Annotated in this window: 17 protein-coding genes; 14 read left to right on the forward strand and 3 right to left on the reverse strand. The window is 42.6% G+C overall.

Annotated elements, in window-relative coordinates; genetic code table 11:
* Window positions 1–31: 31 nt before the first annotated feature.
* The 8 genes from ATH1_RS0103025 (at window position 32) to ATH1_RS0103055 (ending at window position 10,307) form a co-directional block, all read left to right on the forward strand.
* The gene (locus ATH1_RS0103025) at window positions 32–976 is read left to right on the forward strand and encodes a DUF4434 domain-containing protein (RefSeq protein WP_010417307.1); all 945 of its coding nucleotides are present in this window, start codon (window positions 32–34) and stop codon (window positions 974–976) included.
* A complete protein-coding gene (locus tag ATH1_RS0103030) occupies window positions 976–2,166 on the forward strand; it encodes a n-acyl-d-glucosamine 2-epimerase (protein WP_010417308.1) in 1,191 nt (396 codons plus the stop codon). Before ATH1_RS0103025 ends, ATH1_RS0103030 begins: the two co-directional genes overlap by 1 nt.
* Before the next feature lie 664 nt (window positions 2,167–2,830).
* A complete protein-coding gene (locus ATH1_RS0103035; RefSeq protein ID WP_010417310.1) occupies window positions 2,831–4,711 on the forward strand; it encodes an FAD-dependent oxidoreductase in 1,881 nt (626 codons plus the stop codon).
* An 880-nt stretch (window positions 4,712–5,591) separates the two neighbouring features.
* A complete protein-coding gene (locus ATH1_RS18840) occupies window positions 5,592–6,596 on the forward strand; it encodes a reverse transcriptase domain-containing protein (RefSeq protein WP_010417312.1) in 1,005 nt (334 codons plus the stop codon).
* 5 nt (window positions 6,597–6,601) lie between these two features.
* Window positions 6,602–6,886, forward strand: coding sequence for a group II intron maturase-specific domain-containing protein (locus ATH1_RS22105; protein WP_245531692.1), 285 nt, complete (start codon window positions 6,602–6,604; stop codon window positions 6,884–6,886).
* Between the two features lie 96 nt (window positions 6,887–6,982).
* Window positions 6,983–7,768, forward strand: coding sequence for a glycerophosphodiester phosphodiesterase (locus ATH1_RS0103045; protein WP_010417316.1), 786 nt, complete (start codon window positions 6,983–6,985; stop codon window positions 7,766–7,768).
* The gene (locus ATH1_RS0103050) at window positions 7,765–9,177 is read left to right on the forward strand and encodes a DUF5009 domain-containing protein (protein WP_010417318.1); all 1,413 of its coding nucleotides are present in this window, start codon (window positions 7,765–7,767) and stop codon (window positions 9,175–9,177) included. The genes ATH1_RS0103045 and ATH1_RS0103050 overlap by 4 nt, the downstream gene beginning before the upstream one ends.
* Window positions 9,178–9,203: 26 nt before the next feature.
* Complete coding sequence (locus ATH1_RS0103055) at window positions 9,204–10,307, forward strand: SGNH/GDSL hydrolase family protein (RefSeq protein WP_010417320.1); 1,104 nt, start codon at window positions 9,204–9,206, stop codon at window positions 10,305–10,307.
* A gap of 10 nt (window positions 10,308–10,317) precedes the next feature.
* Here the strand turns inward: ATH1_RS0103055 and ATH1_RS0103060 are convergent, their stop codons facing one another.
* Both ATH1_RS0103060 and ATH1_RS0103065 read right to left on the reverse strand, forming a co-directional pair.
* A complete protein-coding gene (locus ATH1_RS0103060) occupies window positions 10,318–11,535 on the reverse strand; it encodes an ROK family protein (protein ID WP_010417322.1) in 1,218 nt (405 codons plus the stop codon).
* Window positions 11,536–12,456: 921 nt separating this feature from the next.
* Window positions 12,457–13,182 (reverse strand): RDD family protein, encoded by a 726-nt coding sequence (locus tag ATH1_RS0103065; protein ID WP_010417327.1) that lies wholly within the window; start codon window positions 13,180–13,182, stop codon window positions 12,457–12,459.
* A gap of 204 nt (window positions 13,183–13,386) precedes the next feature.
* Between ATH1_RS0103065 and ATH1_RS0103070 the strand changes: the two genes are divergently transcribed.
* The 6 genes from ATH1_RS0103070 to ATH1_RS0103095 are packed head-to-tail and all read left to right on the forward strand — an operon-like array spanning window position 13,387 to window position 19,519.
* Window positions 13,387–14,367 carry a stage II sporulation protein M gene (locus ATH1_RS0103070; protein ID WP_029163936.1) on the forward strand — a complete coding sequence of 327 codons (981 nt, stop codon included), beginning with the start codon at window positions 13,387–13,389 and terminating at the stop codon, window positions 14,365–14,367.
* Window positions 14,364–15,227 (forward strand): DUF7847 domain-containing protein, encoded by an 864-nt coding sequence (locus ATH1_RS0103075; RefSeq protein WP_010417334.1) that lies wholly within the window; start codon window positions 14,364–14,366, stop codon window positions 15,225–15,227. The genes ATH1_RS0103070 and ATH1_RS0103075 overlap by 4 nt, the downstream gene beginning before the upstream one ends.
* Complete coding sequence (locus tag ATH1_RS0103080) at window positions 15,227–15,958, forward strand: hypothetical protein (protein WP_010417336.1); 732 nt, start codon at window positions 15,227–15,229, stop codon at window positions 15,956–15,958. The genes ATH1_RS0103075 and ATH1_RS0103080 overlap by 1 nt, the downstream gene beginning before the upstream one ends.
* Window positions 15,955–17,157 (forward strand): DUF4350 domain-containing protein, encoded by a 1,203-nt coding sequence (locus tag ATH1_RS0103085; protein WP_010417340.1) that lies wholly within the window; start codon window positions 15,955–15,957, stop codon window positions 17,155–17,157. The genes ATH1_RS0103080 and ATH1_RS0103085 overlap by 4 nt, the downstream gene beginning before the upstream one ends.
* A gap of 3 nt (window positions 17,158–17,160) precedes the next feature.
* Window positions 17,161–18,165 carry an AAA family ATPase gene (locus ATH1_RS0103090; protein WP_010417343.1) on the forward strand — a complete coding sequence of 335 codons (1,005 nt, stop codon included), beginning with the start codon at window positions 17,161–17,163 and terminating at the stop codon, window positions 18,163–18,165.
* A gap of 22 nt (window positions 18,166–18,187) precedes the next feature.
* A complete protein-coding gene (locus ATH1_RS0103095) occupies window positions 18,188–19,519 on the forward strand; it encodes a DUF58 domain-containing protein (RefSeq protein ID WP_010417346.1) in 1,332 nt (443 codons plus the stop codon).
* A gap of 456 nt (window positions 19,520–19,975) precedes the next feature.
* Here the strand turns inward: ATH1_RS0103095 and ATH1_RS0103100 are convergent, their stop codons facing one another.
* A complete protein-coding gene (locus tag ATH1_RS0103100; protein WP_010417349.1) occupies window positions 19,976–22,234 on the reverse strand; it encodes a patatin-like phospholipase family protein in 2,259 nt (752 codons plus the stop codon).
* Window positions 22,235–22,357: the final 123 nt, after the last annotated feature.

The following is a 22,357-nucleotide window of genomic DNA, read 5'->3' on the forward strand; positions in this document are numbered from 1 at the left end:
AGTATTGTTAACGATTTAAGACGATAATTGGATGAGAATCAAAGGAACATTTTTGGACGAGATAAGTCATGATATTCCCCATCAAAACTGGGGGAGAGAAGAATGGAAAAAAGATTTCGGCTACATGAAAAAAGCCGGTATTGATACGGTTATTCTCATTCGTGCGGGTTATGGAAAATGGCAGACATTTCCTTCAGCTGTTTTGACCAGCCATGAAGGGGCCTACCGTCCACCGATCGACCTGGTTCGTATGTTTCTGGAGCTGGCTAGTGAATTCGGGATGGATTTTTATTTCGGATTGTATGATTCGGGAAAATATTGGATCAATGGAAAATTCCAGAAGGAAGTAGATATCAATAAAGAATTCATCGACGAAGTCTGGAATAATTATGGTAAAATGTCGGCTTTTAAAGGATGGTATGTTTCACAGGAAATCAGTCGGAAAACCGGACAGATTATTGATTTGTATGCAGGCCTGGCCAAACATTGCAAGGATGTATCTGACGGACTGCCGGTACTGATTTCTCCTTATATTGATGGGATTAAAAATGTAAGTCAATTTATTACCGATACAACAAAAAGTAACGGCATAACGCTAAAACAGCATGAAAAAGACTGGAGTGAAATTTTTGACGGCATTAAAGGTGCGGTGGATATTGTCGCCTTTCAGGACGGTCATGTGGATTACGATGATTTGACGGGATTCCTTCAGCTCAATAAATCGCTGGCCCATCAATTCGGTCTTGAATGCTGGACCAATTCGGAATCTTTTGACAGGGATATGCCGATCAAGTTTATGCCGATTAAGTGGGAAAAGCTTCGATTGAAACTCGAAATGGCAGCTAAAGCAGGCATTGAAAATGCCATTACTTTTGAGTTTTCGCATTTTATGAGTCCTCAGTCGGCTTATTTGCAGGCAGGTCATTTGTATAACCGCTACATGGAATATTTGAATCAGTTTAAAAGCAAAAAATAATGGACTTCACAAAACTGGCTGTTCAATATAAGGATGAACTTTTAACGAACATAGTTCCTTTTTGGCTCGATAAATCGCGGGATGATGAACATGGCGGGTTTTTTTCGTGTCTCGATCGGGAAGGGAATGTTTACGATACCGACAAATTTGTCTGGATGCAGGCCCGTGAAGTCTGGCTCTTTTCGATGCTTTACAATCGGGTGGAACAAAAATCCGAATGGCTCGAATTTGCACGACAGGGAGGTGACTTTTTAAAAAAATACGGCCACGATGGCTACGGAAACTGGTATTTCAGTCTGACCAAAGAGGGAAAACCACTTGTTCAGCCTTACAACATTTTCTCTTTCACCTTTGCAGCCATGGCTTTTGCCCAGCTCGGACTGGCCACCGGGAACGATGTATATACCGCTCTTGCCCGGCAGACTTACGATCGCATCCTGGAGCGCCAGGATAATCCCAAAGGGAGGTACAACAAAGCTGTTCCCGGAACCAGAAATCTGAAGAATTTTGCCCTCCCAATGATCATGTGCAACCTCAATCTGGAGATGGAGCATCTGCTTGGAAAAGAGTTTGTTGAAGAGTCGGCTGGAAAACTCATAGACGAAGTGATGAATGTCTTTTATCGCCCCGAGTTTGGCCTTATTGTGGAAAATGTGAACCAGGACGGTTCTTTTTCCGATACGTTCGACGGAAGACTACTCAACCCGGGGCATGCTATTGAAGCCATGTGGTTTATCATGGATCTGGCTGAGCGACTTAACAGAAGGGATGTTATTGAGAAAGCACAAGCCATCACCTTGCAAACCCTTGAGCACGGATGGGATCAGGAGTTTGGGGGTATTTTCTGTTTTATGGATGCCAAAAACCGGCCACCTCAACAACTTGAATGGGATATGAAGCTTTGGTGGGTGCATCTGGAAACACTAATTTCCCTGATTAAAGGTTATCGTCTCACCGGTTCGGAAGAGAATCTCCGGTGGTTCGAAAACGTACATGACTATACCTGGAATCATTTTAAAGATATCAGGTATCCTGAGTGGTTTGGTTACCTGAATAGAAGAGGCGAAATTACGCATAACCTTAAAGGCGGAAAATGGAAAGGTTGTTTTCATGTGCCGAGAGGTCTGTTTCAGTGCTGGAAAACACTTGAAAAGATTACCTGGGAACCGGAAATGAAAAAGATGCTCTGAAACAGTTTGGTGGTGGTTAGGCATTGAGCATGGAATAAGGCTATTAGATTATTAGGAGAGTAGAAATATAGACGCTGAGCGGTGAGAGAATGGTAGCACCGATGTCGTTGAATTCATTAAATAAGCTTCGAAGCTGCGACAGTGCTCTTAATCTGAAAAAGGTTATTAGAATGGAGCCTGAAAGGCTGTCATATATATGCGCAAAAAATATCGACGCCGAAGGTGTCGTCCATTCGAGACATAAGATATTATGTTGTTGGATGTTTCAATACATCTAATCCTCATGCGTCAAGGTGTCTATTAATTGAGCGGCTTTATTACGATTTTCATCAGACCAATAACTTTACTGATGAAACGAGCATGACAAGATTTGTCACAAAAGAACATGTATAAACACCATCTAACCTTTAATCATCTGAGAAACCAAAAACAAGGAATAGATTCTTCGTCGTTACCTCCTCAGAATGACATTAGACAGTCTGTCATTCTGAGCGGAGCGAAGAATCTAACATTAATTAAAGTATGATAAGTTGCATCATTACAATAACTTATATAAATTTTATACGGATGAAACGAGCATGACAAAGTTTGTCACAAAAGAACATGTATAAAACACAATCATGCGAGTTCCATCAAACCAATGACTTAGCCTTATTTTATACTGATGAATAACACAAAATACATCATTCTTTTTAGTCTCCTTTTTTCATTCTTTTTTACTTCTTGTACAAAAAGGAATTCTTACGATGTTTTGGTCGTTGGCGGTGGTGCCAGCGGCAGTATGGCCGGTATTCAGTCGGCCCGGATGGGAGCTGAGACTCTCATTGTTGAAGAAGGACCCTGGCTGGGCGGGATGTTAACTTCTGCCGGGGTAAGTGCCATTGATGGTAATTATAATTTGCATTCCGGGCTGTGGGAGGAATTCAGACAAAAACTCTACGACTATTACGGAGGATCTGATTCTGTGAAGACTGGCTGGGTCAGTAATGTTTTGTTTGAGCCATCTGTCGGTGAAAAATTGATCAGAGAAATGGCTATGAATGAACCGAACCTTGATTTGGTTTTTAATACAAAGCTGGATACCCTGGAAAAAACTGATAACGGCTGGCTTTTGCAGCTTGTCGGACCGGATGGAACAATGACCGTGGAAGCTTCGGTCGTTATTGATGGAACAGAACTGGGTGATGTCGCAAAAATGGCCGGAATTCCTTATGATATCGGGATGGATTCACGTTATGAAACAGGGGAGGATATTGCTCCCGAGAAAAGTAATGATATTGTACAGGATATGACTTATGTGGCTGTCCTTCAGGATTTTGGTAAAGATGCTGACAAAACCATTGATCGTCCCGAAAATTACGATCCTTCGCCGTTTTTTTGTACCTGCCGGGGCGTTTGTGATCCCGATACGATCTCGCGTACTCTTTGGCCGTGCGATAAGATGATGGAATACGGCAAACTTCCAAATGACAAATATATGATCAACTGGCCCATTTACGGGAATGATTATTATCTGAACGTTATCGAAATGACTCCTGAAGAACGGGAAGAAGCTTATCAAGAGGCCAAATGGTTTACGCGTTGTTACATATATTATCTGCAAACTGAGTTGGAGTTCAATCACTTGGGAATAGCGGACGATGAATTCCCAACCGAAGATGGTTTTCCGTTAATTCCCTACCATCGTGAGTCACGACGCATAAAAGGGAAGGTCACGTTTACAGTTAATGATCTGGCACGTCCCTTCGATCAGGAGAGGCCTTTATATCGCACCGGAATTGCCGTGGGTGATTATCCAATAGACCACCACCATGCAGCATATCCCGATCAGTCAAAAGTGCCTGACTTGCATTTCTATCCGGTTCCTTCTTATTCTCTGCCTTTGGGAACACTAATTCCTAAATCCACTGAAGATTTTATTGTAGCCGAGAAATCGATTTCCGTTACCAATATTGTCAATGGAACAACACGATTGCAACCTGTTTGTATTCTCATAGGCCAGGCTGCCGGTACTTTGGCTGCACTAGCAGTTAAGGATGATGTTACACCCTCTGAAGTCCCCGTTCGTGAGGTGCAATCCCATCTTCTGAAAGCTGGTGCATATCTGATGCCTTATTCCGATGTTACCCCCGAAGATGCTTTCTGGGAGGACGTTCAGAAAATCGGTGCTACCGGAATTATCCGGGGTGAAGGCAAAAATATAGGATGGTCGAATGTGACGCTTTTTCATCCCGACTCGGTGATGACCGCTGAGGCTTTAAAGATTGGATTAAATGACTTTGTTCCGGAAATGGATTATACTTTCAAAAATGAGACGCTTTCTGTAGAGGAAGGAATTTCAATCGCTTATGAACTGGCAGAATACTTAGGGAAAGAAACTGCCGGCAATGATCAACTGAAAACAGGACAAAATATTTGGAAAGAACTTAATTATGGCACTTTCAATCCCGAAGCTGATCTTACAAGAAGCCAGATGGCTGCTTTGCTGAGCCGTATCGCTGATCCGTTTTCGGTTGATGTAAATATCAAAGGTCGTATTTATTAAAATGCAGTATATTAGGCCTATATGAATCATCTTATATATCTAAAAATCTAACGATCTATTGAGACACGCACTAAATAGTGCTCGTCTATAAACTCGCAAAAAGTTTTCACAATATGTGTGTCTGTTCAGAAAGTCTCATTTACAAGGCTTGCGAAGTCCGAAAATACGGAGTTTACTTTTCGTAAAAGAGTAGTTTTCGGACAAGTGTAACGCAGTAAATGGCATTTTATGGACAGATTGCGCCAAGCTAAGCCCGTGAAAAGGGGATTAGCAAAGTTCTTTGAAACTTTTCATCAGAAACCTGTAGGTAACCAAACCTACCTGGGAAAGCCTAACCAGCACCCGGAACCGAGTGTTGCGTAGTTATCAGAAATGATGGCACGAATCGTACACAGGGAATGCAAAAGCCGTGTGACTGAGCCTCGAAAATAAAGCTAATGTCGTGGTTTTCATGATTCTGTCCATGGGAACGGAAGCACAGTAACCGTTATGGTAAGGAGACTATGCCTGACCGGGGTCGACGAGCAAGGCAAATGCATAAGAGGTTTCTACGGGAACTTGGGAGAGCCTCCCACCTCCATACGAGAGGCGGTCAATAAGGGCAGACCGCACCCGAAATGTACTGGCCAGTCAGGTTCGTATTACCATCTGACAAGGCGTAAAGAAACAGGTAATACCGTAAATGGTATCCTCAACCGAGGGAAACCGAAGGAGAGGAGACGGGTGAAGGCAGTCTTAGCATCCCCATAGTACCGGTTGAAATCTGGCGAATCAGCCCCATGAGAGCCAGAGAGTAGGGAAGGGAAAACTTATCCGGGCAAGGATAAGGGATGCCTAAATATTGGGATTGCAGTTTAGAAACATTAAATGTACCAGTGACATGGAAGAAATGTCAACCGTAGAACTGCAAATAGCAGAGCGGGCAAGGAAATTCAAAGAAGAACCACTAACGAACCTGAGTCAGTTCATCACCCCCCAAATGCTATACAAAGAGTTCATGAGGCTCAACAAGTATAGCTCAGCGGGAACAGACGGACAAGATTGGTTTAATTACGTGGGGATAGCAGAGGAGCGTTTACCGGAGTTGCTCTCCGAGTATAAGTCGGGACGCTACAAAGCGCCTCCGATACGGCGGGTCTACATTCCCAAAGGGAAGACTGATAAGCGTCCGTTAGGTATACCCACGATAGAGGATAAGGTTCTTCAATCAGCAGTACGGCGGGTAATGGAACCTATTTACGAGGAGATTTTTAAAGACTTCTCGTATGGATTCAGACCAAACAGTTCGTGCCACAAGGCTATAGCATACATGTTTCAGCAGGTTAGTTTTGGAGGAATGCGCTATATCATAGATGCAGACATACAAAACTACTTCGGAAGCATCAATCACGGCCAATTAAGAGAATTTCTTGACCGAAGGGTGAAAGATGGAAAGATACGCAAAATGCTGGATAAATGGCTCAAAGCAGGAATACTTGAGGATGAAACCTTGAGTTATCCGGAAGAAGGGACACCTCAAGGTGGTATAGTATCCCCACTGCTGAGTAATATTTACCTGCATTATGTGTTGGATGAATGGTTTTCAGAAGTTATCCAACCCAGATTGAAGGGCAGGAGTTTTATAGTTCGTTATGCCGATGACTTTGTACTCGGGTTTGAGAGAGCAGAGGACGCAAATCGAGTAATGGGAGTGCTATTCAAACGATTTGAGAAATATTTTCTGCGGTTGCATCCGGGAAAGACCCGGTTGATAAACCTTAACAGACCTGAGAGAGGAAACAGGAGTTTTGATTTTCTGGGATTACTCATTACATGGGAAAAAGCAGAAAAGGGAAACTTGTACTCAAACGCAAAACGAGTAAGAAGAAATACTCAGAGGCTCTAAATAAAATGGGAGAATGGTTGAAATGCAACAGGCATAATAAAATCAGGGATATTATCCGGGATTTGAATGTCAAACTGCGTGGATACTACAATTATTATGGAATAACGTTCAATTCCCGAAGGCTGGCCGGTTATTTTCATGAGGTTAAGGCCTTATTACATAAATGGCTGAACAGACGAGGGGGTAAAGCCACGTGGCAATGGGAGCGGTTCACCAAATTGGTGAACCATTGGCACCCATTGTTAAAACCCAAGATATATCATTCTTATCTATCAGCGAAACCAAATTGAGAGGAACCGTATGCGGGAAATCCGCTCGTACGGGTCTGTGGGGGAGCGGCGAAGTAATGAGCCGCTCTACCCGGACACTAAATAAATTTTTTACGAATGAAGCAATTTTCAATAGCTCTTATGGTGTTAACTGCACTGAGCGCCTGTCGTTCTAATAAATTAGAGGTAATCGCTCATCGCGGTGCTTCGGGAAGCGAAACAGAAAATACGATTGAGGCTGTAGAAAAGGCCGTAGAATTAGGCAGTGATGCAATAGAGGTGGACATCTGGAGAACAAAGGATGACTCGCTTGTGGTTTTTCATGACCGTAATACCGCCCGCTTGAGTGTGGACTCACTTGTTGTACCGGAATCGGAATATAAAGCTTTGAAGGAACTTTCCATTAGCGGCAACACTAAAATACCTACACTGAGGGAAATTTTGGAAATACTTCCTTCAGATGTCAGACTTTTTATTGAAATAAAATGTTGTTGGGAAGAAGGTGAGGCAGGAAATGTCTTTCCGATGCTTTCCGACTTATTACAGGGAACCGGGAAAACGAACCAGACTGTAATTATCTCTTTCAATCCGGCTAAGCTGAAAGAGGCTTCAGATTATTTGCCCAAAGTGCCCCTTTATTGGCTCGTATGGGAGAAAAAGCCGGTTGATGAGCTGATTAAAACTGCCCTGGAATATGATGCCGATGGTCTTAACGTCCATTTTAATGTTTTGAGTGAGGAGCTGATGAAAAAGGCGAAACAAAACAACCTTGAAGTTTTTGTGTGGACTGTTAATGATGAGGGTAAGGTTGCAGAGATTCGTCATAAATACAGAGGGATAGAAGGAATTACCACTGATTATCCGGACTTGATTAAAAAACGGCTTAAACTCAATCGACGATGACAGACAAAAAAGTTCGATTTGAAGCATTGGATGCCCTTAGAGGATTGGCTATTTTATTGATGGTTTTATCGGGTACCGTCCCTTTTGAAGGAGCTCTTCCCGGATGGATGTACCATGCACAATTGCCGCCTCCCGATCATGTTTTCAATCCGGATATTCCCGGCATTACCTGGGTCGATCTGGTATTCCCCATGTTTCTTTTTTCGATGGGTACAGCCATCCCTTTTTCGTTTGGCGGACGCATCGACCGGGGAGAACCAACATTCAGAATCACCGGCCATTTGGTGTGGCGTTTCTTAGGGTTGGCGCTGTTTGCCATAATTTCTCAACATGCCCGTCCCTGGGGATTGGAAGCTTCAGAAAACATAAAATGGGCGCTCGCTCTGGTTACAATGGCAGGCATGCTTTTGGTTTTTGCATCTCCCGCTTCAGGATGGTGGCACAATAATAAACGATGGATGTCTCTGGCCGGATGGGGATTGTTGATCATTCTGTTTAGTGTGCTGCACAAAAATGGCATACGTGAGTTTTCAATACAGCATTTCGACATTATTATAATGGTATTGGCCAACACAGCATTAGGCGGAGGTATCCTTTATATGATCTACCGCCGATGGAGCAGTTCGTTATGGATTGCTTTTGCTCTGATGGCGGCTTTCTTTTTAGGTGCCCGTGATGGAAGCAACTGGGTGAGTAAACTTTATAACTGGTCGCCTTTATCATGGCTGATGTCATGGAACTACCTGAAATATCTGATAGTACTTATCCCGGGTATTTATACAGGTATTGTAGTAAGAAATGCATTAAAATCAGATAGTAGAGAATCAGAGGAAAATAAAGATTTGCTCCGCTCAACAACCATTCTGATTTTATCCGGAGCCACCATTGCTGTATCGCTTACCGGGTTGTATGTTCGTGAAATGATGACGACCTTTTTCATCGTTTTTGGGATGTTGATTTTGCTTTGGCTGCTTATCAAAAAGTGGGAAGTGGTTTGGCGTTCGGTTTTTCTGAAAGTAATGCCGGTGGGTATTGTTCTGATCCTTGCTGGCTGGCTTGTTGAACCTTTGCACGGGGGCATAAAGAAGGATCCGGCCACTTTAAGCTATCTGACGCTTACAGCAGGACTTTCTATCGTGTGTTTATCAGGACTTATGGTTTTGACAGAGGTGTTAAATCTGAAAAAATATCTGTATATCCTGACCGGTGCCGGAAAGAATGCTATGATGGCCTATGTAGCCGGTAGCAATTTGATTATGCCCGTTTTGGCTCTGACCGGTTTGGATGCATTGTTTGTCAGTTCCGATTATCCCGTATTCCTGATGGTTGTCAAAGCAATTGTAATAACTTTGGGCGTTGGTTGGGTAAGTGCATTGGCGGCACGCAAGAAGCTTTTTATGAGAGTGTGAAAAAATAACAGTAATAAATTAAGAAAATGAAGTCCATTCTTTTAATAACAGTATTTTTCTATTTAATGCCTGCAAGTCTTATTGCTCAAAATAAAGAAAACTTCCTTCCTGCCACTCACGAGCACCTCAATTACATGGGACGAGTGGATTTTTCAGGTAACCAGATCGCACGTTATGATTGGCCGGGAGTAACGGTACGTTTTCGGTTTACCGGAAATGAGCTGAAGTTGTATTTTAAAGGAGGGGAGCGAAATTATTTTGATTTGTTAATTGACGGTGAGCTGTTGAAGGTTTTGCATGCGAAGGGAGATACTATTGCTGTCATTAAAGGAATAAAAGGTAAAGGGCCTCATGAAGTTCAATTTATTAAACGTACCGAAGGAGAAATGGGGGAGACTCTTTTTTATGGTGTTGAACTGGCTAAAAAAGGAACTTTGCTTCCCGGGGAAGTTAAAATTAACCGCCGCATAGAATTTATCGGCAACTCTATAACATGCGGTTATGGTGCAGAGTCGGAAAGTGCTGATGATGACTTTGACCCACAAACGGAAAATGTAAATAAGTCCTATGCAACTATATTGGCCAATGCTTTTAGCGCCGATTATCATGTGGTAGCTCATTCCGGCCTCGGGGTGGTTCGCAACTACGGCGATCCTCAAAAAGTTTCTACTACCCTGGCCACAATGCCTCAACGCTTTGCCCGCGTAATGGATATGAAAGATTCTCCTGAATGGGATTTTTCCAAATGGACACCTGATGCTGTAGTGATTAACCTTGGAACCAATGATTTCTCTACACTTCCGCATTCCGATAAAGTAATATTTCAGCGCGCTTATGAAGACCTGGTATTGCAAATCAGAGAGGTTTATGGTGCAGTGCCTGTTTTTTGTGTTGTCGGCCCTATGACCGACGAGCCATGCCATTCGTATGTTAAGGAGACAGTCAATAGCATCAGGCTCGTTTACAACGATTCAAACGTTTTTTTTACAGGAATTCCTCCTGCCTTGCTTGACCGGGAGAATGATCTGGGCGCCGATGCACATCCCTCTTTTCAGGGGCAACAAAAAATTGCCGGTCATTTAATCCCCGTAATGAGCACCGTTTTGGGATGGGATTATAAATGGGAATAACCGGGCGGCATCAGATAAGATCGTGTTGTTTAAAAACCATTGCAGAGGCTCCGATACTGCCACTTTCGCTGCCCAGTTGAGATGTTTTGAGTGTTACATATTTTAGAGGAAGTGTGAGGGCTGTTTTATTCATGCCGGTTTTTATGGAATCTGAAAACATATAGCCTGCCTGTGCAAATTTCCCTCCGATAATAATTAATTCCGGATTCAAAAGATTGACAATATTGCCCAGAGCCATCCCCAGAATTTCTCCCATTTCCTGAAGGAGATTGATACATAATCCGTCGCCCTGGTTGGCTGCTTCAAGTATGTCGTCGTAACGAATATCTTCAAGCGGTTTGTCATTTATGGCCAGCGACGTCCCTCCCTCTTTTATGGCTTGCTTGAAGTTTTCTTCCAGGGCATAACCGGAGACTTCCATTCCAAGACACCCTCTCTTCCCGCAGATGCATAACTTGTCGGAATTCCCCATTTGCATGTGACCGAACTCGCCGGCAAATCCCATACCTCCTGTAATCAGCCTCCTGTTGGCGATGATGGTCATTCCCAATCCCCGGCTCACATTCAGGATCAATGCATTTCGTGCCTCTTTCGCCTGCCCCAAAACTTGCTCCGCCAGGCCCATAACATGCGTGTCATTGTCAACAAATACCTGCTTATCTAATCTTTCCGTCAGATATTGGCCGACCGATTTTTCGGTAAAAGTGAAAAAGTTATAAGACTCGCCTGTCAGACTGTTGACACGTCCGGTCAGACCAATGCCTATGCCAAGAATATTATCCATTGAAACATCACAATCATCAAGGGTTTCACGGATAAAGGAGACGACTTCCTCGAGACATTCGGGCGTATTTTCCAGTCTGAATTCCCTGTTCTGTCTTTCAAGCATGACTTCCTGATCAAGACGAACAACAGAAACGCTGATTCTCTTGAACAGAATTTCTACTCCTACGGCATAAAACCTGTTGATGTTTAAGGAGTAAAGAGTGGGGCGACGCCCGTTGTCGGTCTCTTTTTTGCCCTCTTCCTGTACCAGGTCGTCTGTAATAAGCTCGTTAATGAGCTTGATAACTGTCGGCGTACTGATCCGCACCTGCTTCTGAAGTTCAGGTATGGTCAGTGCATGATTGGATTTGGAAAGGGTTCTTATTATTTTATTTTTCTGTTTAGCCTGCCGACTTTGATTACTCACTTCATCAGAGTCGGATAACACAGTTCGAAGATTCATGGTTGAGGTATTTAGTGCCTGTCTATAATCTGATAATTGTTTGTATACAGTTGCAATACGCCGTTTTTAGTGTTCGTCTATAAATTCGCAAAAAATTTTACAATATGTGTGTCTGTTCAGAAATTGCCAGTTGCAAGGCTTGCGAAGCCGGCAAAAACGCAGTTTACTTTCCGTAAATGAGTATTTTGGCGGCGAGCGTAACACAGCAAATGGCACTTTATGGACAGACACTATTTAGTATGTGTCTATAAAGTAGGAAAAGTTTCCTACTTATCATGTGTCTGTTCAGAAAGTGTCATCTACAAGGCTTGCGAAGTCCGAAAATACGGAGTTTACTTATCGTAAATGAGTAATTTTCGGACGAGCGTAACACAGTAAATGGCACTTTATGGACAGATACTATCTAAACAGTGTTTTGTATTGATATTTATTATTTAACCACTAAAATAAGGGCAGAACCCAAAAATTAAACTTATAGCTTCTAAAATTCAGCATACCAATATTATGTGAATCATCCTCCATTTAAAAATATGACGGTCTGTTGCGCTTTGTAAATCTCTTTTTATTAATTGTGGGGTAAATTTTAAAAAAATTTTTAAACTAACCAAGTTTTACCTGAATTCCTGCAAACATAAATATGGTTTTTGGCGGCAAGCGTAACGAAGCAAATGGTACTTTATGGACAGACACTATTTAGTGTTCGTCTATAAACTTGAAAAAATTTTCACAATATGCGTGTCTGTTCAGAAAGTGCCAGTTGCAAGGCTTGCGAAGTCCGAAAATACGGAGTTTACTCATCGTAAATGAGTAATTTTCGGACGAGCGTAACGAAGCAAATGGTACTTTATGGACAGACACTGGTTAGAGGCTGTTTGTATTGCTCTGGATCCTCAGATTTGCAGGTATTGGCAGCAGCCGGGCTTACCTCGATGCCTGGTGACAAGCATTATAGTCTTTAATCATAGTGGTAAGATAATCCAGATCAGACATCCGGGATGAGGTCTGTGTTTTTTGTTCTATGGCCTGGCGGGTGTTACTCAGCAGTTCAATATAATTATCGGGCCTGCGATTGGGATCTTTAGTAATCTGCACTACCTCTTTTATGGTTTGCACATCTTTATCGGTAAGGCGTTCTGCTTCGGGAAAGCGGGGTTGGTAGTCTTCTTCCACATCCATCCAGAGCGTTTGCTGAAATGTGTTCTTTTTTCCGGTTTTGAGTACTGTTGTTCCGGCAGCAATATCCCCCAGCCGTTGTCCTTTACCGTTGATAATAATGATTAGCGTGGCAAGTGCGCCCGAAGTAAAGGTAATATCAGCAAGCCGGAATATCCAGCGAATAAAACATCTGCCGGCAGTGAGTTGTGAACCATCGGCCTTAAATACCCTGATGTTCATGATTCTTTTTCCCGGACTCTGGCCGTTAAAAAAGATTTCAAATATCAGGTGGTAAAAGAAAAGGGGAGAAAAAAGGAAAACAATGCCCCAGGTTTCCAGTCCAAGCCAACCCGATAAAAAGACTCCAACCAGAATGGAATACAGACCCATAAATACCGCATCGAAAAAGAATGCCAAAATGCGGTCGGCAATGCTGGCTACAGGAAATTGTAACGAAACGTTTTGAGTGGTATTAAGTTCAATAGTTTCCATCAGATAAGCGGGTAAAGTTGATTTTTCTGCAAACAAAAGTAATAAAAATATTTTGCCTTTCTTTCTTGTTTAAGAGTTGGTTGTCAAATAATTCTATGATGCCGGTCGAAGTGGTTGTATATGGTTTTAAACAAAAAAGTGTCCGGTCAGGCTCTGAATGTTGTGTTTTTTTGTTTAAATTGGCCGGAGTTTAACGTTTTCAGAATGCGTGAAATAACCTTCATCCAGAAAAACCGTAAGCGTTGGCAGGATTTTGAAACCAAAATTGCCACCCCTCAGCGGATGAATCCCGATGAGCTGGCTGACCATTATATTCAGCTCACCGATGATTTATCCTTTGCACGTACTTTTTACCCCGAATCCTCTGTTGTACAGTATCTCAATAATCTGGGCAGCAAGGCTTATCACCTTATATACCAAAATAAAAAGGAAAAATCGACCCGTTTTCTTACATTTTGGACCAGAGAGCTTCCCTTCGATTTGTATCAGGGACGCCACTATTTCCTTATTTCACTAATTGTGTTTTGTGTTTCTATGCTTATCGGCGCCGTCTCTGCATTCGATAACGATGATTTTGCCAGGTTGGTGCTTGGCGACCAATATGTTAATATGACCCTTGACAATATTGAAAAAGGAGACCCGCTGGCCGTTTACGGACAAATGGGGGAACTCCCCATGTTTTTGATGATAACCGGAAATAATGTACTGGTCTCTTTTGTTGTTTTTCTTTTCGGATTACTTACCCCTTTGGGAACAATGTTTCATTTGTTTCGGAATGGTGTGATGGTAGGCGTTTTTCAGTCATTTTTTTACCAGCACTCACTCTTAACGGTATCTTCGCTGGGAATATTCCTTCATGGTACTTTGGAATTGTCGGCTATTGTGCTGGCCGGTGGCGCCGGCATAATACTCGGGAAGAGTTTTATCTGGCCGGGAACATTACCACGAAAAACCGCTTTTGTCAAAGGAGTGCGCAAGGGAACAAAAATTATGCTTGGCCTGGTTCCTTTCTTCATTCTCGCCGGATTTATCGAAAGTTTTATTACCAGGTATTACAATCAGATGCCCCTTGCTGTTAATGTACTGATCATTATAATTTCATTGGTGCTTATTGTCGGCTATTTTGTTTATTATCCATATTATATTCATCAAGGTGTAAATGCCCCTAAAAACAATCCGTTATGAACAAACCGGAAATGGAATTAAAAAAAGAAAGAGATTTTTCTGATGTTTTCAATGCTTCGTTTGCGTTTATTACCCAGGAACTGAAGAAACTGTTTCAGGTCATTACCTTGTATGCCGGTGTGCCAATTATTATTGCGACTATAATGAGTGCCTACTATGTTCAGGATACCTTTACCTCTGTTTTGCAGGTGGTGCAGGGTGGAACCGGAAGCAATACCCCCTCGGCCTGGCTGGTGTTATTGACCATTATTTTTGGAATGCTGGCCCAGCTTTTTATAAGCGGACTGGTACCGGCCTATTTTGGCGAATACGAAGAGAAAGGAAAAGGGAACTTTAGTTCGCTTGATGTCTGGAACAGATTTGTCAGACATTTTGGTGCCATCATTGGTTACAGTATTGTGGCCGGTGTGATTGTGATTTTCGGGGTGATACTTTTGGTTATTCCTGCCATTTATCTTTGGGTGCCGTTGTCGTTTATTCTTTATGTAAAGATTATTGAAGACAAAGGATTTGGTGAAACATTTTCCCGTTGTTTTCAGTTGATACGCAACAATTGGTGGATTACTTTCGGTATCCTTCTCCTTTCATACCTGATTATTAGTATTGTGGGCACATTATTTTCGATGCCTGCCATGATTATTGCCGGCGTTGAAGGATTTCTGGTAGGCTCCGGTCAACAGGAGGCCGTGAACAGCGATTCTCTTGCTTTCATCATAACGACCATTTTGGGGGGCCTGGGACAGTATCTGATTTACCCTGTCTGGAATATTATTGTTGGCTTCCAGTATTACAGTCTTCGTGAACAAAAAGATCGCGAAACATTGATGGATAAGGTATCTGCAATAAATGAAGATGTATAATGCCGAAAGCCGGATTTCTGTTTTTACTCTTTTTCGTTGTTTCTTTATCGCTTTTGGGAGAAGAAAGAGATTTGTCTTTTATTTCTTCCAAAGATGAAGTCTCCGTTTGGGATAACAGCAAAGTAGAGTACCGTCATCCCCCTTATGATAAGATAGAAGAATGGAAATCCAACCCTGACTATACTTACGACAGGGATCAGGGACCTGGATTTTGGAATTATGTTTTATCCCGTTTGTTTGGCTGGTTGTTTTCTGTTACCGAAGGGCACCCCTGGTTTTTTTATTTACTCGTGGTTATAGGCGGCCTGTTTGTACTGTATTTGTTGCTGAAATTTTTGGATGTACCGGTGAGTGGTCTGTTTGTGCTATCGCATCGGCAGGAAACATCCGGTCTGCAGTTTGGCCGGGATGAACAGAATTATTCCCCGGAAAAACTCGGGGAAATGTTAAAGATGTATCGCAACAACGGGGCTTACAGAGAAGCTGTGAGGATATTGTTTCTTCTCTATTTACGGGAACTCCAGGCAAAGGGTAAAATTGTCCTGAAACATTACAAAACCAATTTGGATTATTACCGTGAAATACAGAACTTTCCGGAAAGGGAGCAGTTTCGTAAACGAATGCAACTGTTTGATGTAATATGGTATGGTCATATCGATATTTCCCGCAGCCAGTATGATAAGGTGGAGGAGATTTTTGTACCTGTTAAAGAAGGAGGGCCTTTGTCATGAGATTCTCATCCCGGAAAGAAAAGATATTGACATGGGCAGTAGCCATTGGTCTTTTACTGCTTATCATCGCAGCGGTTTTTGCACCCCGGCCGATAGACTGGAGTTACAGTTTTTCCAAAAATGATAAAATTCCGTTTGGCAATAACCTTGTCTTTGAGTCTCTGGGCGATCTTTTCCCTGAAAAAGAAATTGTTACTTCATGGACACCGCCGCATGCTTTTCTTGACAACAAGATACCTCTGAATACCAATTTTATTTATATCAACGGCCGCATAAAAACGGAGCCGGAAGATGCCGAAGAAATATTAAAAACTGCTTCGGCAGGAAATCATATATTTATTGCAGCAGAACGCATTTTCGGTGCACTTGCCGATACTTTCAAGCTGGAATATAAACCCGATCTTTTGCCCAATATGGATTTCTTTGCTTCCGATTCTGTCGGGTTTTATTTCTCCAATAAAAAACTGAGGTCGGGGTTCGGCTATTGGTACTCGCGTTGGATGACAAGGTTTTACTTTTCAAGATACGACACGGCAAGGACCACGGTTTTGGGGCATGACAACAAAGGAAATACAAACTATATCAGAATCAAATTCGGCGACGGGTATTTTTACTTACATAGTAATCCTGTTGCTTTCACAAATTATCATCTTTTATCGCGAAATAATAGTGAATATATTTTTAAATCATTATCTTATTTGCCTGCACAGTCGACAGTATGGGACGAGTTTTATAAACCACGGTCGATGCATCAGGAGGGACTTTTCGATTACATCCTTGACAACCGGTCGTTGAGGCTGGCATGGTATACCCTCCTCTTTGGAATTATTATGCTGATGTTTTTTGGCAGTAAAAGGGTGCAACGCCCCATTCCTGTTATAAAAAGGCCTCAAAATACATCGCTGAGCTTTATAGAAACAATGGCCCGGCTATATTACCGCAGGCACGACCATCTGGATATCGCACGGAAAAGATTTACGTATTTCCTTGAGTTTCTACGCTCGCGATATTTTATCAACACCGCGGTTGATGAAAACCGGATTATCTCGGAAGTATCCCGGAAGTCCGGTGTTTCAGAGCGATCGGTAGCAGCCCTCTTCAGCATGGGAAATCGCCTGCATAATTTGAAACAGATTTCGCAGGAAGACCTGGAGCAGTTTAACCGGCAAATTGAATTTTTTTACAATAATTGCAGATAAATTATGGCATTAGAAAATTTACCTAACGACGACGGTAATTCATTATTTGAAAGCCGCTTAAATGTTGAAGAACTCAATCATGCAGCTTTCAGGATACGAAATGAAATCGGGAAAGTCATTGTGGGCCAGGAACGTGTTCTGGACCACTTGCTGACGGCGCTTCTGGCCAATGGACATGTGCTTCTTGAAGGGGTGCCAGGCATTGCCAAGACAATGATAGCCAAATTGCTTTCACGGTGCATCAATACCGGATTTTCAAGGATACAGTTTACACCCGACCTGATGCCTTCGGATGTGTTGGGAACAATGGTATTCCACTCCGGGCGTTCGGAATTTAAGTTCAATAAGGGGCCGGTTTTTTCCAATATTATTCTTATTGATGAGGTGAACCGCGCACCAGCAAAGACACAAGCCGCTTTGTTCGAGGTTATGGAGGAGCGGCAGGGCACTATCGACGGGATTACACACCCGATGGAAAAACCTTTTATTGTTCTGGCGACTCAGAACCCTGTTGAGCATGAAGGTACGTATCGACTGCCCGAAGCTCAACTGGACAGATTTCTCTTTAGAATAAAGCTGGATTACCCTACTCTTGATCAGGAAGTGACCATTTTGCAAAATGTCCAGGAGCGTGGTAATGTCCTTGAAACAGAAGCCGTATCGCCCGTTATTTCTGCTCAGGAGATCATTGATTTTCAGGAGTTGATAACCAAAGTGGCTGTTGATCATGACATACTCAGCTATATTGCCAAGATTATTGACAAAACCCGTAACACAAGCAGCCTCTTTCTTGGAGCAAGTCCGAGAGCCTCAATTGCCGTTCTGCGGTCGGCAAAAGCTTTTGCTGCCCTCGAAGGGCGCGATTTTGTAATTCCAGAAGACGTGAAGGAGATGGTTATTCCGGTTCTGAATCACAGGGTGATACTTACTCCGGAAAAAGAAATGGAAGGGCTTCAGCCCGAAAATGTTATCAGGCGTATCGTTGACTCGGTGGAAGTGCCAAGGTAATCCTCACTAACAATTTTAACGAATGACCATTCAATCAACATATTTGCGACCTCATTTTTATTATGGTCTTTCGGTTCTGGTAGTTTTATTTCTGCTGGGGCACTTCTGGTATTCTTTTTTTATTGCGGGTCTTGTTGCCGTTGCAGTCTTTTTTTCACTCGCAGTTATAGATATTATGATCTTATACCGAAGAGGAGGCCGCATACTGGAAGGAAGCCGTCAACTGCCGCCACGGTTCAGTAACGGAGATGTGAATAACGTTTCTGTTGAACTGATGAATTTTCTTCCTGTGAGGATCCGTTGCGAGGTGATTGATGAATTACCACCACAATTCCATATCAGAAATTTTTACCGAAAGGGTTGGTTATCGCCTGGTGAAACATGGTCATTTACTTATTCTTTGCGTCCCGTCGAACGAGGTGAATACCATTTTGGAAATCTTAATGTTTATATATCTACCCGACAGGGGTTTTTATCGCGCAGGATAAAGGCAGCTTCACCTGCTATGGTAAAAGTTTACCCTTCTTTTGTGCAAATGCGTAAGTTTGAGATAATGGCCATTTCCGACCGTTTAAGCGAAGTGGGGATTAAGAAGGTGAGAAAGTACGGTCATCAGATGGAATTCGATCAGATACGCGAATATACCAAAGGAGACGATATTCGTACTATAAACTGGAAAGCTACCGCCAGGCGTGCGCAATTGATGGTTAATCAATATCAGGATGAAAAATCTCAGCAGGTTTTTTCGCTCATCGACATGGGGCGTACTATGAAAATGCCTTTCAACGGTACTTCGCTGCTCGATTATGCCATAAATACCTCCCTTGTGCTCGCCAATATTGCCATGCTGAAACACGATAAAGCCGGTCTGATCACCTTTAATGAGAAGGTGAGGGGCATACTGCCTGCCCATAGGGAACCCCATCACCTGCAAACCATTATGGAAATGCTTTATAATCAGCAGACCGGTTTTCTGGAACACAATCTTGAAGCCTTGTACGCCGTGGTTCGGCATAAAATACCACAACGAAGTCTGCTGGTACTTTATACCAATTTTGAAAGTCTTAAGTCGGCTCATCGTGAAATGCCTTTTCTCAGAAGACTGGCATCCAATCACCTGCTGATGGTTGTGTTCTTTGAAAATACGGAAATTGAAAAGCTCATTCATAACCAGGCGGGCGATGTTGAAGATATTTACCGGCAGACCATCGCTGAAAAGTTTATGTTTGATAAGAAACTTATCGTTAAAGAGTTGGAAAGAAACGGAATACACGCCATCCTTAGTAAGCCTGGAAAACTGACCGTAGCCACAATTAATAAATATCTGGAGTTTAAAGCAAGGGATTTGATTTAGATGGTAGTAACCCACAGGCAGAAGTTTTACAGGCAGAAGGCAGAAGCTATGTGTTAGACGTTAGATAAAAAAGATGTCTAACCTCTTAAATGTACGACACCTTCGGCGTCGGTATTTCCTTTATGCCGATAATGTATAAACATAGGAGCCTTTTGGCTCGCTTCTCATCAGGCAATACTTGGCAGGTCAAATAGTACATAGTTGAGCCCAGTCTAAAAAGCATCTTTGTTGCCAAACTCGTTGTTGTTTTAAATTTTTGCATCCTCATTAACAACAAGTTAACTCCGGTGCAAAAATTTAACACGCCTGGATTTTGACAAAAATATGCTTTTAGACTACACTCATAGTTATATCCGTGTTATTTTATGAAAATCTAAAATCAGTTGTTTGCATTTAAAGTAAAGAAGGCCACCTTTTAAAGTCTTCAAAAACGCTGCATGTCAGCGCCTTCCTGTTTCAGAAATTAAACCCGAAATTAAAATACCACCTGATGCGGTTATCGGTGTTGTTGCTCCCCATGCCTAATTGGAGTGGGCCCAGAAAACTGTTGTAAGCGATCATTAGGCCATATCCCAGCACCTGTTCTGTTTTGTCCAGACCTATGGGTTCTATTACTTCCGGTAAGTTCAATTCCGAAATAAGAATACTGCCTGTTGCATTTAAATGTATCTGCTTAACAATGTTGTACCGCAGATTAATCTCTCCCAATCCGAAGTTTTCTGCAATTTTCTCCCGGAAGGAATACCCGATAAAATGAACTTCATTACTCCGGTTGTTGAAGGGCAGCCCGCCTATAAAGGAAAGTCCGAGCAGGGGAGGCGTGCGACTGATTATTTGTCCCGATGCCGTTATTCCCGCTGTCAGTTTCCGGTTTATTGGAATAAACTTTCGAAGCTGTCCCTGCAATGTAAAATAATTCTGATAAGGGGATTCAGTTATGGCTGAAACCATCTCTTCTCCTTGGGAAGAGCCTTTGTAGAGCTGCTGTACATCGATGTTGAATATATAACTTAGCTTTATTTCCGAACCTCTGACAGGGAAGTACCTGCTGTCTATCGAACTGTAAATGAAGTCAAAATTAGACGAAAGAAAGTTGTTTCCGAAACGTTCCACGCCGGCATAGAAAACATCATAGAAACCGGTTTTGTTTTGAAGCGTGGATTTGGCATATTTAATGTAGGCATCCATTTGCCAGCGTGTGCCCAGGGCTGTCATAAAACCGAGTCTTGCCGCTAAATAGCGATGATTAAAAGTACCGTATTTGGAACCGTTGTCAAGATAAACAGGCAGGTTATTGCTTTCATATTCAAGCTCTGTTTTGCCTGCTGTGACCTGCTTTTCGCCCATGAAATTGATTTGTGAAATGCTGAATTTTGGCGTTTCCGAGATGTCAGCGGTAAAAGAAGTACGCGAAGTACGGCCAAAAAGATTCCTGATGGTGAGGTTGGACATAATTCCGGCTTTGTATTCATTATCGTAATGCAGCGAGAATTTTGCTTTTGCCCGGGGGCTTTCTTCCAGATTCAGAGTAAGCAAGTACCCTGAATTTAAAGGTTCTATCCGGTAGGTTATATTTTCGAAGTAACGGGTACCCATAGCTCTTTTAAGTCCCGTATCCATCATTTGGGGAGTAATGGTATCGCCAGGTTGTATGCCGATATGCCCAAGCAGAAATTGCCGGTTAATGTTTTGTAACCCGTTAATTGCGATTTGAGAAATTACAATTTCCCGGTTTTTGTTCTTATCCACCCTGGGCCGGTTTGACATCCATTTTATTGAATCGACCAGCTGGCGGATTTGATCGGTTTTTGCTTTGGCTGCCAGTTCTCCCTGTTCAATGATTTTCGGGGCATCGAAGAAACTTCCGGTGCTGTAATCCTCAAGGTCGGGGGAGATGAAAAGGTCGGTATGCCTGATGGCTCTTCGTGTAGCAATATTTCCTGCAAGGGTGGCTGATGCCATTAATATTTCGGGAAATGTTTTCAGTTTGTCCTCTTCCTGACCGTCCTGGAATCCGACATTTATGCCAATGATGATATCTGCTCCCATTTGTTTACACAACCGGACAGGAAAATTGTTGAGTATCCCGCCGTCGACAAGCAGGAGTGTGTCGATCTTAACCGGTGAAAAAAACGTTGGTATCGACATGCTGGCCCGCATGGCTGTGGCCAGATCACCTTGACTGAAAATATATTCTCTTCCGCTTTTCAAATCGGCAGCTACACAACGAAACGGAATGGGGAGCTGATCAAAGTCGTTAATATCGGCAACGTGCCATGTCAGATTTGAAAAAAGAGCACTGATCTGTTGTCCTTTGATCAGGCCTGATGGTATTTCCAGTCCGTTTTTTGTGATGGTAAACTCTGCCTGATAACGATTATAGTCTTCTTTTTCGTGAGGTGAGACACTTGAAAGGGGCAAAGCATCGGAAAGCAACTGCCCCCAATTTACATTATTGACAATGGAGTCGAGCTCATGTGCACTGTATCCCGAAGCATAAAGGCCGCCTATAATACTTCCCATGCTGGTGCCTGTTATGTAATCCGGTACTATTCCCTCTTCTTCCAGTACTTTGAGAACCCCGATATGTGCCAGACCTTTGGCTCCGCCCCCACTAAGTACCAGACCGATTTTGGGACGAGGGGATTCCTGGGCACCAACCCTGACTCCCCCAAAAAAAATGAGGAAGAAAAGAAGAATTATTTGTTTTCTCATTCGAACGTAAAGATTTTTACAAATTTATAGGAATCCAATTTATCCTGTTGTAAAAGTAGATTAATAATTGATTAAAATGAGCTTTTTCCAGGGTAAAACGACGAAGAGGAAGTCTGAAAGCCA

Source organism: Anaerophaga thermohalophila DSM 12881 (assembly GCF_000191885.1).
GTDB lineage: Bacteria > Bacteroidota > Bacteroidia > Bacteroidales > Marinilabiliaceae > Anaerophaga > Anaerophaga thermohalophila.